Origin of the sequence: Plantactinospora sp. WMMB782 (assembly GCF_049179135.1) — a bacterium.
Classification (GTDB): domain Bacteria; phylum Actinomycetota; class Actinomycetes; order Mycobacteriales; family Micromonosporaceae; genus Plantactinospora.
Genome location: NZ_JBMHMC010000007.1, coordinates 4004701 through 4018180, shown reverse-complemented (window position 1 = coordinate 4018180; position 13480 = coordinate 4004701). Strand labels below are relative to the sequence as shown.

9 protein-coding genes are annotated in these 13480 nt (G+C 72.7%); 2 read left to right on the top strand and 7 right to left on the bottom strand.

The window, feature by feature from the left end:
* Nucleotides 1-146: 146 nt before the first annotated feature.
* From ACN28A_RS20400 to ACN28A_RS20370, 7 genes are all read right to left on the bottom strand, one after another.
* A complete protein-coding gene (locus ACN28A_RS20400; protein ID WP_421391281.1) occupies nucleotides 147-725 on the bottom strand; it encodes a hypothetical protein in 579 nt (192 codons plus the stop codon).
* A 50-nt stretch (nucleotides 726-775) separates the two neighbouring features.
* A complete protein-coding gene (locus tag ACN28A_RS20395) occupies nucleotides 776-2083 on the bottom strand; it encodes a hypothetical protein (protein ID WP_421391280.1) in 1308 nt (435 codons plus the stop codon).
* The gene (locus ACN28A_RS20390; protein WP_421391279.1) at nucleotides 2080-2829 is read right to left on the bottom strand and encodes an ABC transporter ATP-binding protein; all 750 of its coding nucleotides are present in this window, start codon (nucleotides 2827-2829) and stop codon (nucleotides 2080-2082) included. Before ACN28A_RS20390 ends, ACN28A_RS20395 begins: the two co-directional genes overlap by 4 nt.
* 41 nt (nucleotides 2830-2870) lie before the next feature.
* Nucleotides 2871-3239, bottom strand: a complete 369-nt coding sequence (locus tag ACN28A_RS20385) for a hypothetical protein (RefSeq protein ID WP_421391278.1) — start codon at nucleotides 3237-3239, stop codon at nucleotides 2871-2873.
* A gap of 593 nt (nucleotides 3240-3832) precedes the next feature.
* Entirely contained in the window at nucleotides 3833-5386 is a 1554-nt protein-coding gene (locus ACN28A_RS20380; RefSeq protein ID WP_421397129.1) for a hypothetical protein, read from the bottom strand.
* The gene (locus ACN28A_RS20375) at nucleotides 5386-7464 is read right to left on the bottom strand and encodes a dynamin family protein (RefSeq protein WP_421404535.1); all 2079 of its coding nucleotides are present in this window, start codon (nucleotides 7462-7464) and stop codon (nucleotides 5386-5388) included. Before ACN28A_RS20375 ends, ACN28A_RS20380 begins: the two co-directional genes overlap by 1 nt.
* 103 nt (nucleotides 7465-7567) lie before the next feature.
* Nucleotides 7568-8491, bottom strand: a complete 924-nt coding sequence (locus ACN28A_RS20370; RefSeq protein WP_421397128.1) for an IniB N-terminal domain-containing protein — start codon at nucleotides 8489-8491, stop codon at nucleotides 7568-7570.
* A gap of 506 nt (nucleotides 8492-8997) precedes the next feature.
* Between ACN28A_RS20370 and ACN28A_RS20365 the strand changes: the two genes are divergently transcribed.
* Both ACN28A_RS20365 and ACN28A_RS20360 read left to right on the top strand, forming a co-directional pair.
* Nucleotides 8998-10434 carry an Hsp70 family protein gene (locus tag ACN28A_RS20365; protein ID WP_421397127.1) on the top strand — a complete coding sequence of 479 codons (1437 nt, stop codon included), beginning with the start codon at nucleotides 8998-9000 and terminating at the stop codon, nucleotides 10432-10434.
* Nucleotides 10435-10445: 11 nt separating this feature from the next.
* Nucleotides 10446-13058, top strand: a complete 2613-nt coding sequence (locus ACN28A_RS20360; protein ID WP_421397125.1) for a LuxR C-terminal-related transcriptional regulator — start codon at nucleotides 10446-10448, stop codon at nucleotides 13056-13058.
* Nucleotides 13059-13480: the final 422 nt, after the last annotated feature.

Sequence of the window (13480 nt, the reverse complement as noted above, 5' to 3'; positions counted from 1 at the left end):
ACGGCGCCGGTCCGGAGGGGTGCCAACTTGCGGCAGGACCGTGCTCGTTCCGGGGAGGGGGCCCTCACGACCGGCGGAGGTCACGCCTTCCCAGGAAGAGCACGATCCTGCGGGGTGGCGGAGCCTGGCGGAACCGGGTCGGCGGGTCAGGGGCGGTTGGGCCGGGGGATGGCGTGTAGCCGCCAACCGAGGGCGAGGGTCAGCAGGACCATGGCAACAGTGACCAGGTAGTTGGTGTGCCAGGAGCGGCCGGTGGCGAACTCGTCGGTGAGGAGCGAGTTCGGTGCCGCATGCTGGGCGACCACGAAACCCGCGAAGAGTGCCGGGGTGACCACGACGGAGGCCAGCGGGCCGAGCGTCAGGCACAGGATGGCGCCGAGGCATGCGAAGACGACCACGTTGCCGATCAACCCGTGCAGGGGTGGGAACTCCTCCTCGGGATGGCTCAGTCCGATCACCCAGTACCAGGTCGGCAGGACGGTCAGGGGTGCGGCGAGCGTGGCCCCGGAGTAGGCCAGGTGCCCGATCCGGGCCGACAGTCCGGCGGTGAGTTCGCGGCTGTCGAATCGCGGAACGGTGATGGCGGGAAGGACGCTGGCCAGTGCGACCGCGACGATCTCCGGCGTGCCCACACCCCGGGCCGGCAGGTCGAACACCACACTCACCGAGAGGCTCAGCTCGGGAAACAACGCCGTGAACAGCAGTGCGGCAACGATGACGGTCATCGCGAGCGGGCCACCACGGACGTGCCACAGTCCTGCGGCGCGGATTCCCGTCACCCGAGAACGGCGGACAGCCGGCACGAGCTGATCAACTCCTGGTTGGTCTGGACGAATGCGCCGATCTGCTCGGCGTCCATGGTGGTCAGCTTCCGCGCCTCCGGTGACGGTTCGGCGGGGCCGAAGGCGCCGGCCAGCTCCTCGAATCCGGCCAGTTCGAGAACCCGTGCGTAGAGGACGGTGGCGGCGTCGTAGCTTTCGGCGGTCTGGCCGGGCCGGAGGCAGCCGCCGAGCGTGACGGCTTCGCTCACCTGCAGGGCAACCTGGTCGGGAATCGTGGTGGCGAGGAACCTTCGGTCCCGTGGGCTCGGGTCCAGGTTGACGAGGGCCTCTCCAGCGCGTGCGGTGTCGTGATCGGATACGGCGACATCGGTCACCCGGTGCAGCATCGGAGCCAGTCCGGCGACCCGCAACCGCGCCACGACATCGACGGTACGGGCCATAGCCGGCTGGTTCGCCGCGTGCAGGCACACCTCTGCGCCGTCGACCTGCTGGCACAGGCGGGGTACGGGACGGTCCACCACCGTGAGCGCAGGACGCCACGCGAAGGCGATCGCGGTCAGGGCACCCAACACGGCCAGCCAGGTGACCAGCCGCCGGCCCTGTCGGTGAACCGATCCACGGGACGCGGCCCACGACGCGAGAGAGGCGGCAAGCAGGCAGATCCCGATGGAGGCGACGACGGCGAAGGCGGCGGTCGCGGGGTTCGTCTCGAACCTGGGCGAGCTGGGAGTCCACTGCCGCACCGGCAGCAAGAGCCCGATCGGCATGAACAGCGGCTCGTTCGGCAGACCCATCACCGCGAAGGCCAGAACCGCGACGGCAGGGGCGATCACCCAGTGCCGGACGGCAGCACCGGCGCAGAACCCGAGCACCGCCAATGTGGTCACCCCGGCCAGACCGACGAGCACGTCCTGGGGGGCCAACGCACCGGCGGTCGCCTCCCGCGCCGCGGCGAGGTGCGCCGGGGCCAACCCGAGGGTATGTCCCAGGCAGAGCCAGAGCGCCAGGGCGAGCCCGTGGACGAGGAACAGGCCGCCGCCCACCCTCGGCCGCAGCGCCGCGGCCACCGGTGACGCCCGGGGGAAATATGTCGCGCCGAGCGCGGCGGCCACCCCGGCCAACAGTGATCCCGGGATCCAGAGCGACTCGTGCCAGGAGGTTGCGACAGCCGACCAGGTGACGTAGTCGGATCCGACGACGTCCCTGGTTGCCAGGAACGAGGCGGTCGCCTGAACAGCGCCCGCGGCCGGGAAGACCCACACGGGCCCGGGCCAGCCGAACAGCAGGCGCAGGCGTCTCATTCGGAGCCGCCGAGGGAGACGATCAGATCGTCGTAGGCGCGCTCGAACGGCGACCCCGGACGGCCGTCACCGGACGCCTCGGGAATGCTCAACTGCGAGATCGGGCCCTGGTACTGGATCTTTCCGCCGACCAGGACAGCGACCGAGTCCGCGAGGTGTTCGACATCCTCGGTCATGTGGGTCGACAGCACGACCGGCCGCTCGACGGCGAACTGCTGGATCACCTGCCGCACCTTGAGCCGCTGCCCCGGGTCGAGACCGACGGTCGGCTCGTCCAGGACGAGGATGCGCGGATCGTGCACGATGCCGGTGGCCAGTGCGACCCGTTGACGCTGCCCGCCGCTGAGGGTGCGGATCCTCCGGGATGCCAGGTCCGAGGCCTGCATCCTGCGCAGTGCAATCTCGACCGCATCGTCCGTCCGCGCCGCTGCCAGCCCACTCAGCCAGGCCGCATAGCCGACGAGGTCGCGCACCTTCGCCAGCCCGGGAAGCGACGGGTTCTGCGGTACGTACCCAAGTAACGCCTGCGCCGCCTTACCGTCGCTGACGTCCCGACCATCGATGATCACTTGACCGTGGCTTGGGCGTGCCAGACCCACCATGCACTTGAGCAATGTGGTCTTTCCCGACCCGTTCGGACCCAGCAGGGCGGTCACCCCCGGACCGATCGTCCAGGAGGCGCCGGTCAAGGCCCGACGCCTCCCGTACGAGAATGACAGGTTTCGAACCTCGACGATCCCGGTCACTCATACCTCTTGCCGTCGTAGTAGTGGGACTCGCAGTGAAGCTAGCAGCGGGTGGCGCGCGACGACGCCGCCGACGCCCCGGTGCTCGACTTGAAATCAGAGTAGTAGCTACCACGGCCGTTGCCGCAGGACCCGTTGACCGTCTTGGTGCCCCAGCCACCGCCGGAGATCGAACCTACGGTGTCGTCGGGCCAGGCGTTTCGGTCCTCCCTGATGCGGCCTTCGCCGTCGACCGTGTTGGAGCAGCCTTCACGACCCACGACCGCGTCGTTGTTCGAGTTCGGTACGTCGGCCCGGAGGGTGCACGCCAGAGCCGAAGAGGAGTCGGCAACTGCCACCCCGGCCGCCACGCCGACCAGGCCGAAAGCCGCAACGCCGGTGATCAACGCCTGTGAGATCTTCTTCCGCACGAAACTCTCCAGATTCGGTAGATTGTTGCAGTGCCGTAGAGATCAGAAACAATTTGTGCAGTGGCTGCGCTTCCTCGGGGGAGCTATCGGTGACGGTGTCGACCCTCTACACAGGGCGGAGCGCGCGCAATGACGAGACCACCTCCCCGGCTTGGTCGGATGTCGTCGCGAGGTTGAAGCGCAGCCCAGCGCGGCACGTTTGGCAACGCTTCGGGTGTTCGCTCAACATGGGAGCAGGGCGCGCACATTCTGATCACGGATGGAATGATCCGGTGCCGGCAGGCTAACCCTTGTTCTGGCCCCGCGACGATCTCTAAGAACAGCGATCCTAGGCAATTTGACCCCCCGTCGGTCACAGCCTTTGCCAGGCTGTCACATCCAAGGACGTCAGTCAACTAATTGGCCCTCGACAAGGTTCGGCAGAAAGTGTCCCATGATCCCGCGTCTTATCCGAGGCGCGTCGACGCTGGCCGGCGTCAAGATCGTACTTTGCGGGAAGCAGTCTCCTTACGAACGGCGAACGCCATTCTCTGCTCGAGAGAGCACGATCTTGCGAGCGGGAGCGAGGTGGGTGGATGGTGCGGGGCGGCCAGTCAGCTGAGTTCGGCGAGGATGCCCTCGCAGCTGCGTACCACGACGCGGGCGGCGCGGCGCTGGTCGACGCCGCGCAGCGGGTCCTCGGCCAGGTCCTGCCAGCGGCGTACGGCCGTCGAGCCGCGGGCCCACAACTCGTCGCCGGTGGCGTCGTGCTCGACACCGAGCCGGGCGGCCAGGCTCGCGCCGTCCCCGCCGATCAGCCGCTGCGCCTCGGCCGACAACTCCGGGTCGAACCGCAACCGGCCGCCGAGCAGCGCCGCCGAGAGCCGCAGCTCGCGGAACTCGTGCGCGCCGGCGAGCACCTGCTCCAGCCGGGCCAGCAGCTCGGCCGCGCCCGGCCGGGGTTCCGACCGGAGCAGCGACTCCAGCGCCATCAGCACCGCGCGGGCCTTGAACACCGGGGCACGGTCGACGAAATACCTGGTCATCGACTCGCGCAGCTCGGTCAGGCCACTGCGCCGGACCAGTTCGGCGGCGAGCCGGGCCCGGCTGTCGGAGCCGGTCCGGACCAGGGTTGTCGACAGGCGTACCCCGAAGATGCCGAGCCGGTCCAGCAGCCGGCGCCGGGTCTCCAGATCGAGCGGGATCGGGAAGTCGGCGGCGAGGAACCGGTCGGTGGAGAGCAGCAGCCGGTCGGTCTCCGCCCGGGGCAGCCCGGCGAGCGCGGCCAACGCGGCGTACTCGGGCTCGCTGAGCATCCGGCCGGCGAGCGCGACCAGTCCGCCGACCGCGACCACGCTCAGGCAGCGCGCGCTGACCCGGGGGTCGCGGCGGTGCCGGCGGGCGAGTTGCCGGGCGGTGAGCAGCGCGTCGACCCGGCCGCCGGCGAGTTCGTCCACTCTGGACAGCACCAGGAGTACGTTCACCGGCGCGGCCCGGGCCACCGAGCCCGACTGGGCCGCCTGGAACGCCGGCAGGTCGTCGCCGCTGCCGTCCCGGCTCAGGTACAGCACGGCATCCGCCTCCCGGACGATCCGCTGCACCGTGGCGGCCGCACCGGCACCGCCGACCAGCTCGGCGTCCCCACCTGCGGCCGGACCCGCACCGATCGCCGGCCGCCCGGTCCCGCCCCGGCTCTCCGGACCGACCGTCCGCGCCTCGGCACCGGACGCGACCGCCGGGGTGTCGATGAGTACGGCGTGCCGCAGCGCCCTCGTCGGCCACTGCACCACGATGTCGTCGACCTGGTCCCACCGCCCGCCGCCGAGATCCACCCGCATCCCGCTGGCGGTACGGGTCACCGCCAGGTCCCGGGGCGCACCGTTGGCCGGGTACGCGGTGACCCGGGGTTCGGGGCCGTCCTCGTACCAGGTGAAGACCTGGCGGCCGTCGGCCACCTCGACCGGCGCGACCGCCTCGCCCATCACGGCGTTGACAAGCGTCGACTTGCCGGAGCGCCAGGGGCCGGCGACGGCGATCCGCAGCGGCTCCTCGAACCGGGTGAACTGCCGGTGCAACTGCTCGACGGCCCGCGGGTCGTTGCCGTAGACCTCCAGCGCCTCGTGCACCAGCCCCCAGGCCGCCTCGTCCAGCCGTCCCACCCGACTCATCAGCCGGCTTCCAGGCCGACCGGGCCGACCGAGCTGATCGGGGCGGAGGTGCCGACGGGCTGCGCGCCGGCCAGCACCTGTGCCTTCTCGTAGAGGTCGGCGAGCCGCTTCATCTCCAGGGCGAGCCGGCGCTGCCGCTGGTCGCGCTCGGCCGCGTCGGCCTCGGCGGCCTGCTTGGCGGTCCGGAACGACCGGACGATGCCCTCCTGCAACTCCTCGGTCAGCGCGGTGAAGTGGTCCCGGAGCATCCGCTGCACCTGCCGGGCGGTGTCCTTGCAGTCCTTGCTCAGCCGGAGGAAGAAGTCGTCGACGTGCCGCTGGGTCGCCGTCTTGACCGCCGCCTGCCGGCGCTTGAGCAGTGACTTCCCCTCGTCGCGGACACTCTTGCCGCCGAACAGCGCACCGGCGCCGAGCGAGATCGGGTTGATCAGCGGCATCCCGGCCAGCGTGGTGGCCAGGCCGAACATCAGCACCCCGCCGTACGAGCCGCGCAGGCCGGTGACGAGTTTCTGGGTACGGGTGAACTTCTCCACTGTCGGCTGTTCCATGATCTGGATCCGGTCGCTCAGGTTCTCCGGCACCCGCACGGACCAGCCCGGCAGCGCGTCGAAGCCGTACCTGTCGAACTGGCTGGCGACCCGGTTGGCGATCCAGCCGCAGCGCTCGGCCAGCCAGGCGTAGTTCGCCTCCGCCGCGTCGGTGAGGTTCTCCGTCAGCCACTCCTGGAAGGTCTCCCAGCCGGTGAGCGGGTCGGCCTTGTCGAACGCCTCGTCCACCTTGCGGAGGATCTGCCGGGTACGGTCCCGCAGGTCGTACTCGACGTCGGAGATCAGGTCGGCCATCTCGTCGTTGAGGGTGTTCTGCCAGCGCACGGAGCAGCGGCGCAACTCGTCGACCTCGCGCTGGGCGGCGTGCAGTTTCGAGATCGGGCCGGAGTGTTCGTCGGCGGCCTCCTTGGCGACCTCCAGTTCGGCCCGGAGCGGGGCGGCGAGCTGCTCGACGACGGTACGGGTGGTCTGCGCGACCGCCGCCCTGGCCAGCGCGTCGGCCTTGCCTGCCTGGTCGCGCTTGATCCGGCTGATCAGCTCGGGAAAGTGCGACTCGGCGTTGAGTTGCTTGTCGTTGCTCCGGGCCGCCTGTAGCCGCAGTGTCGCGGAGACCGGGATCAGCGCCGCCACCACTCCCGCGTCGGCGAGGTGCTGCCGGTTGCGCTCCACCACGCTGCGCCAGTGCGGCACCATGTCGATCTTGCTCTGCACCACGGCCAGGTTGGCGTGCGACCGCGCGATGTGCAGCAGCAGGTCCAGCTCGGCGACGGAGAGTTCCCGGGTCACGTCCGAGACCAGCAGCACCAGGTCGGCCTGGCTCGGGGTGGCGGCCGGACTGATCGCCCGGCCCGGATCGGTGCCGTCCGCTCCCGGGGTGTCGACGAGCACGAGTCCGGAGGCGAGCAACGCCCGGGGGATCCCGATCTCGGCATGTTCCAGCCCGCCGCCCGGACGCCGTCCGGACCCGCCGGCACCGCCGACCGTACGCCCGCCGCCGCTCGGTCCGGTGCCGGCCGGGCCCGGGTCCGGGATCCCGCCGCTGCGACCGCTGATCCGGGCCGCGATCTGCTCGATCGGTACGGCGATCCGGTGTGCCTGGCTCGGCACCGCAGTACCCGGGCGGGTGGCGGCCAGCGGAGGCGTGGGCGGAGCGACCGGACCGCGTCGCTCCGGCGTCCCCTCCGGGCCGGACAGCCGCCGGGGTTGCTGACCGTCGGCGGGGCGTCGCGCCGGCTGTTCGGCGACCGGTGGCGGGCTCCAGACCAGGGCGGCGGTCGGGGTCTGCGCGTGTCCGACCACGGTCGGGATGGTGGTGCTGATCCCCTCGCCGACCGGGCAGACCGAGGCGTTGAGCAGTGCGTTCACGAGTTGGCTCTTGCCCTGCTTGGCTTCGCCGACGACCAGTACCCGAAGTCTCGGGTCCAGCAGTTGGGCCCGGCGACGCCGGAGCCACGAGGTCAGGTCGCCCCGGCCGTGCGAGCCGGAGACCCGCACGACCTCGTCGAGTACGTCAAGCCAGCTGGGCGCCATCACGCACCAAGTGTGCCGGTTGCGTCGGAATTATCAAGAGGACCGAAGGCCGGACCGTGGGACCACGGTCCGGCCTTCGGCGGGCCTCACGGACTTCCTGCGCTCAGAGAAGGTCGTCCGTGATCCCCAGGAGGCCGCCGGAGGTGGAGGCGTCTACTTCTCCGGCGGTGCCGCTGTTGCCGAGGACACCCGAGGTGGTGTCACTCAGAGTGTTGCCGAGGTTGTCGGTCAGCTCGGTCACCCCGGCGGTGGTGCCGTCCAGCACCGGCGAACCGGTGGAGTCGAGTGGTTCGAGGTCCAGCGCGTCACCGACCCCGGTGACCGTGCCGGTCACGCCACCCACCGTGTCCGTGACGCCGCCGACGGTGTCCGTCACGCCGCCGACCGTGCCGCCGACGCCGAGCGAGCCGACCAGGCCGGTCACGCCGTCCAAGGTGCCCTGCACGGTGTCACCGGCGAAGTCGACCAGCCCGAGCTGGTTGCCGTCGACGGTGCTGCCGACCGGGCCGTCGGTCGTGCCGACCGCGTCGGTGGCGTCGGTGAGCACCGGCTCGGCCACCTCGGAGTCGAGGGTGTCGGCGACGTCCACCTCGGTCGGCACCAGCGGATCGACCAGACCCAGCGGATCGGAGAGCTGGTCGGCGCCGAGCCCGGGCAGGACCCCGCCGAGCGCGCCCGGCGCAACGCTCATCGCGCCCAACGTCGCCGCGTTGACGTCCGAGGCCGGCGAGTGTGTGCCGACCCCGAGCTGGGTGGCGACGCTCTGCAACTGGCCGATGACGCCGCTCGGGTCGAGCTGGAACTGCCCGAGGCCCGGGTCGTCGCCGACCGGCGCGAACGAACCGAGACCCTGCACCGGGGCGTAGTCCACCACGAGCGGCACCACGTCCTGCACGTCCGCGACGCTGATGTCGGCCAGACCGGCCTCGCGCAGCGTCCCCTCCGGGTCGATCTCGAAGGCCGACCGGGCGTCCGGATTGGTCAGCAGGTTCAGCACGAAGTCGTGCAGGGTCTGGGGCGAGCCCATGTGCCGGTCTCCTCGATGCGGTCCGCACACCGGCGCGGATCCGGTGCGACGAACGGGGCGGCGGGTCCGCTTCCGGTCGGAGCGGGCCCGTCAACTGGTGCGGCGGAGCCTACGTCGGGTGTTGCGATGAAGCCAGGCGTCACCGGGAGCCGGACCTCGTCTGGTGCGGTTGTTACCTGTTACCGACCTCCGGCGGCGACGCGCTGCGTTGCGCCGCCGCCGGATGTCGTCATCGACGCTAGCCGCGCTCCTCCGCTGCGGACATCGGGGACGACGCCGAGGTCGTCCGCCATGCTCCCTAGGGCCACGCCTTAGATCTGCGTTAGGGGCATAGGGGATGCGTTCCGTCGGAGTTAGGGTCCCGATGGCGGATAGATCTCTGGTACGAAAAGATGACTCCCCTAACGGCCCACCGGACGATCCCAGCCGCCCCGGGTTGCCCCGGCTGAGGCCACGACATGTACGCGCCGTCCCGGCGAAATGACTCGCGGTGGAGGAATGGTCGGATGCCCTACGTCCTCGGAATCGACATCGGCAGCACCGCAACGGCTGCCGCTGTCGCGCGACTCCGGGGCAACAGCTGGGATCCGCCCGAGCCCGTCCGGCTCGGCCCGGCCGGCCACGCCGTCCCCTCCGTACTGCTGATGTCGTCGAACCGGTCGATCACCGTCGCCGACCCGGACGAGTACGACGGTCCGGTCGACAGCGGCTGGGTCGCCCGCGACTTCGCCGGCCGGATCGGCGACGGCGTACCGCTGCTGCTCGGCGGCGAGGCGTGTTCGGCACAGGCGCTCACCGCCATGCTCGCGATGTGGGTGGTCGAGCGGGTGATGGAGCAGGAGCGCGAAAATCCCGACTGGATCGTGTTGAGCCATCCGGCGGGCTGGGGCGACCACCGGCGACACCTGCTCGGCGAGGCGCTCTGGGACGTCGGGCTCGGCGACGTGTCCCTGCTGCCGGCACCGGTGCTCGCCGCCGCCAGCCACGCCGCGCACGGCTTCTCCGGGCGTACCCTCGCCGTGCACACCCTCGGCGGGCAGACCTGGTCCACCGCCGTCGTCGACCGGGCCCAGCCGCTCGGTTTCGAGCTGCGCACCGGACACGTCGGCGCCGAGCCGCTCGGCGGGGCGGACTTCGACGAGGCGCTCGTCGAACACGTCCGCTCCGGTCTGGCCAGGGAACTCGCCGACCCGGCCGACCCGCTGGTCCGGCAGGCACTGCTCGGGCTACGCCGGGAGAGCCGCCGGGCCAAGCTCGAACTGACCCTCGCCGACAGCGCCGACGTGCCGGTCCGGCTTCCCGCCCGACAGACCCGGGTGCCGGTACGCCGGGCCGAGTTCGAGGACCTGATCCGGCCCGCCGTCACGCTCACCGTGCAGGAACTGGTCCGTACCGTCCGGTCCTGCGGCCTGGCACCGCACCAGCTCGACGGCGTCCTGCTGGCCGGCGGCTCGGCCCGGATCCCGCTGGTGCGGGAGCTGGTCGCCGCCCGCTTCCCGGTGCCGGTCGAGGTCGAGGCCGACCCGCAGCTCACCATCGCCGCCGGTGCCGCCGTCGCCGGCTGCCAACTGCTGGACCGGCAGCGCGGCAACCGGCCACCGCCCCGCCCGCCGGTGATGCGCCCACCCCGGCCCGGTGTCCGGCGCGGCGAACCACCGGCCCGCCGGCAGCGCGGCCGGTCCGGCGACGGTCGTGAACCCGGCCGGTACGACGACGGTCGCGAACCCGGCCGGTACGACGAGGACCGGTCCCAACTGCCGCCCCGCCCGCCGATCCGGATCACCCCACTGGAGTTGCCGATGCGAAAGCTGTCCCGCTTCGCCTCCGGCCGGGACACCACCGTCGTCGGCCTGGCGGCGCTGCTGGTCGCGCTCGGCGTGCTGCTCGGCGGGATCGGCGGATCGGATCCGCTCACCGTCGCCGCGTCGGGGTGGGGCTGGTGAGGACCGCAGTCATGCCGCGCACCGACACCGAGATCCCGCTCGTGCTCGACGAGCAGACCAGCGCCTTCCTCGACCGGGTCGACACCGACCCGCAGGCACCGCTGCGCACCGCGATACAGGCGGTCGGCGGGCACGGCAAGACGGCCGTACTCGCCCGGCTGCGCCGCGCCTACCAGCAGGCCGGCGTGCCGGTGGCGGGCGCGTGGCGGGAACCCCCCGACCCCGACCCCGACCGCGTCGTGCTCGTCGACGACGCGCATCTGCTCGACGCCGCCGCACTGACCGAGCTGCGCCGGCTCGCCGAGAGCGGCCGGACCCGGCTGGCGGTCGCGTTCCGCCCCTGGCCCCGCCCGGCCGGGCTGACCGAACTGGCCGAGGTACTGCACCGGGGCGGCCCGCCGGTGGTGCTCGGCCCGTTCACCGAGCAGCGCACCGCGGCGTACCTCGGCACCGCGTACGGGTCTGCGCTGCCGCCCGGGGTCGCCCGGCTGGTACACGAGCAGACCGGTGGCGTACCCCGGTTCGTCGAGTGGCTGGCCCGGGCGCTGCGCCCCGCCGACCGCCGGCCCGGCCGCGCGGACCGGTCGGCCACCGACCGGCCGGCACCCGCCGCGCCGACCCTGGAGATACCCCGGTCGGTACTGCTCCAGTTCGCGCCCGAGCTGGAGAGCCTGGAGATCGAGGTACGCCGGCTGCTGCTGGCGATGGCCGCCGGCCCGGCGCTCCCCACCGACCTGCTCGGGGCGCTGCTCAACCGGCATCCGGAGGAACTCGACGAGCCGCTGGCCGCCGCACGGGCCGCCGGGCTGCTCGGGCCGGACGACCGGCTCGCCCCGATCGTCCGCCGGGCCATCGCCGCGCTCAGCCCGGCGAGCCAGCGGGCGGCCGTCTGGCAACGCCTCGCCGAGCTGCAACTCCAGCGCGGCGGACGGGTACTCCCGCTGGTCCGGTCGATGCTCGACGGCGGCTTCGGCGCCAGTTGCCCGGCCGGCGTCGCCGAGGCCGCCGGTGACGAGGCGCTCGGCGAGGACCCGGCACTGGCGGCCCGGCTCTTCGCCGTCGCCGGCGCGGCCGGCCGGCCGGTGGCGGCCCGCCGGGCGATGGCGGCGGCACTCTCCGCCGACCTCGACTCCGCACTGCGCCTGGCCGACCGCCTGATCGCCACCCCGGACTCGCCGGACCGGGCGGACGGGGCGGCCGTCGCCGCCACCGCGCTGGTGCACCGGGGTCACCCGGACCGGGCGGTCGAGCTGTACCGCTGGTCCGGCACCCCGTCGTCGGTGGCCTTCGCGGCCCTCGGCGCGGCCGGTGCCGGCCGGGTCGACCAGCTCGACCGGATCCTCGCCGACCCGCCGGCGGACGGTCCGCCGACGATGCTGGCCAGCGCGGCGCTGCTGATGGCCCGGGGGCTGAAGGAAACCCTCTCCGGCCCGCCGACCGCCGCGCTCTCCACCCTGGTGCAGGCGTCCGCGCTGCTCGAACCGGCCGGTCGGTCGGTGCTGCTGCCGGAGACCCCGGCCGCGCTGGCCGCCCTGGTGGCCCTGCACTCCGGTGAACTCGACATCGGCGAGCGGGCCCTGGACCGGGCCACCGCCGCCGGCCTCGGCGGGGCGCTGACCGCCCGCCGGCACCGGCTGCTCCAGTCCTGGCTGCTGATGGTCCGGGGTCGGACCGGCGAGGCCGCCGCGCACCTGGCGGCGGTCACCACCGGCCCGGTACCCCTGGAGTCCCGTGACCTGGTCTTCGCCGCGGCGCTCGACCTCGGCATCGCCCGCCGCAACAGCGACCTGCCGGGCCTGCAACGCGGCTGGGAACGCGCCCGGGAGGCGGTGGTACGCCACCCGGTGGACCTGTTCACCCTGCTCCCGCTCGGCGAGTTCGCGATCGCCGCCGCCCGGCTCGGCGAACTCGACCGGCTCGCCCCCTATCTCGGCGAGGCCCGGCACCTGCTCGCCCGGCTCGGCGACCCGGCACTGTGGACGACACCACTGCACTGGAGCTGCCTGCACGCCGCGATCCTGGCCGACCGCCCGGCCGTGGCGGACGAACACGTCGCCGCCCTCGCCGCCGCCACCGGACACACCCGGTACGCCTCCGTGGTGGCCGCCGCCGGACAGAGCTGGGTCGAGGTGCTGCGCGGCACCGTCGACCCGGTACGCGTGGAAGCCGCCGCCCGGGGCCTGCACGGCATCGGACTGTGCTGGGACGGTGCCCGGCTGGCCGGGCAGGCCGCGATCCGTACCTCCGACCGGAAGGCGATGACCACCCTGCTGGACTGCGCCCGGATGCTCCAGGGCCGGCCGGCCGGTGCGAAGGGCGGCACCCGGCCGGCGGGTACCGACAGCACCCCGGTGGCCGACGCGATCGCCGCGCCTACCGAGGACCGGCTCAGCGAGCGGGAGCGGGAGGTGGCCGAGCTGGTGCTCAGCGGCCTGACGTACAAGCAGATCGGTGACCGGTTGTTCATCTCGGCCAAGACCGTCGAACACCACGTCGCCCGGATGCGGCAGCGGCTCAACTGCGCCAACCGCAGTGAGTTGCTGGCCCGGCTCCGGACGATCGTCGAGGAGCGGTCCGCCGGCCGGCCGGCCGGCTCCGCCTGGCCGCAGCGGACGGCACGGTGAAGGGGGCGGGGCGCCGGATAGCGGCGCTGGGTGCCGGACTCTGGCGAGGAGGACCCGTGCGTACCCCGGCGGACGCCGCACCCGTCGACGGTCCCGTCGACCCGGCGGTCCCGACGGACCAGCCGGGCGACCAGACACGACCCGGGGAACAGCGAAGCGACCCGGCACGAGCCGCAGGACAACCTGCCGACCGACCACGACCGGTCGAACGCGCCACCGACCGACCACGACCCGCGGAACAGCGGAGCGACCGGGTCCGACCGGCCGAGCGGGCGGACGACCGTGTACGGCCCGGCCAACAGCCCGCCGAGCGGCCACGGCCGGCGGGACAACCGGCGAACCGGCCAGGTCCGGCGGAGCAACCGACGCACCGGGCACGCCCCGCCCAGGGGCCGGCCGATCGGGCACGTCCGGCGGAGCAA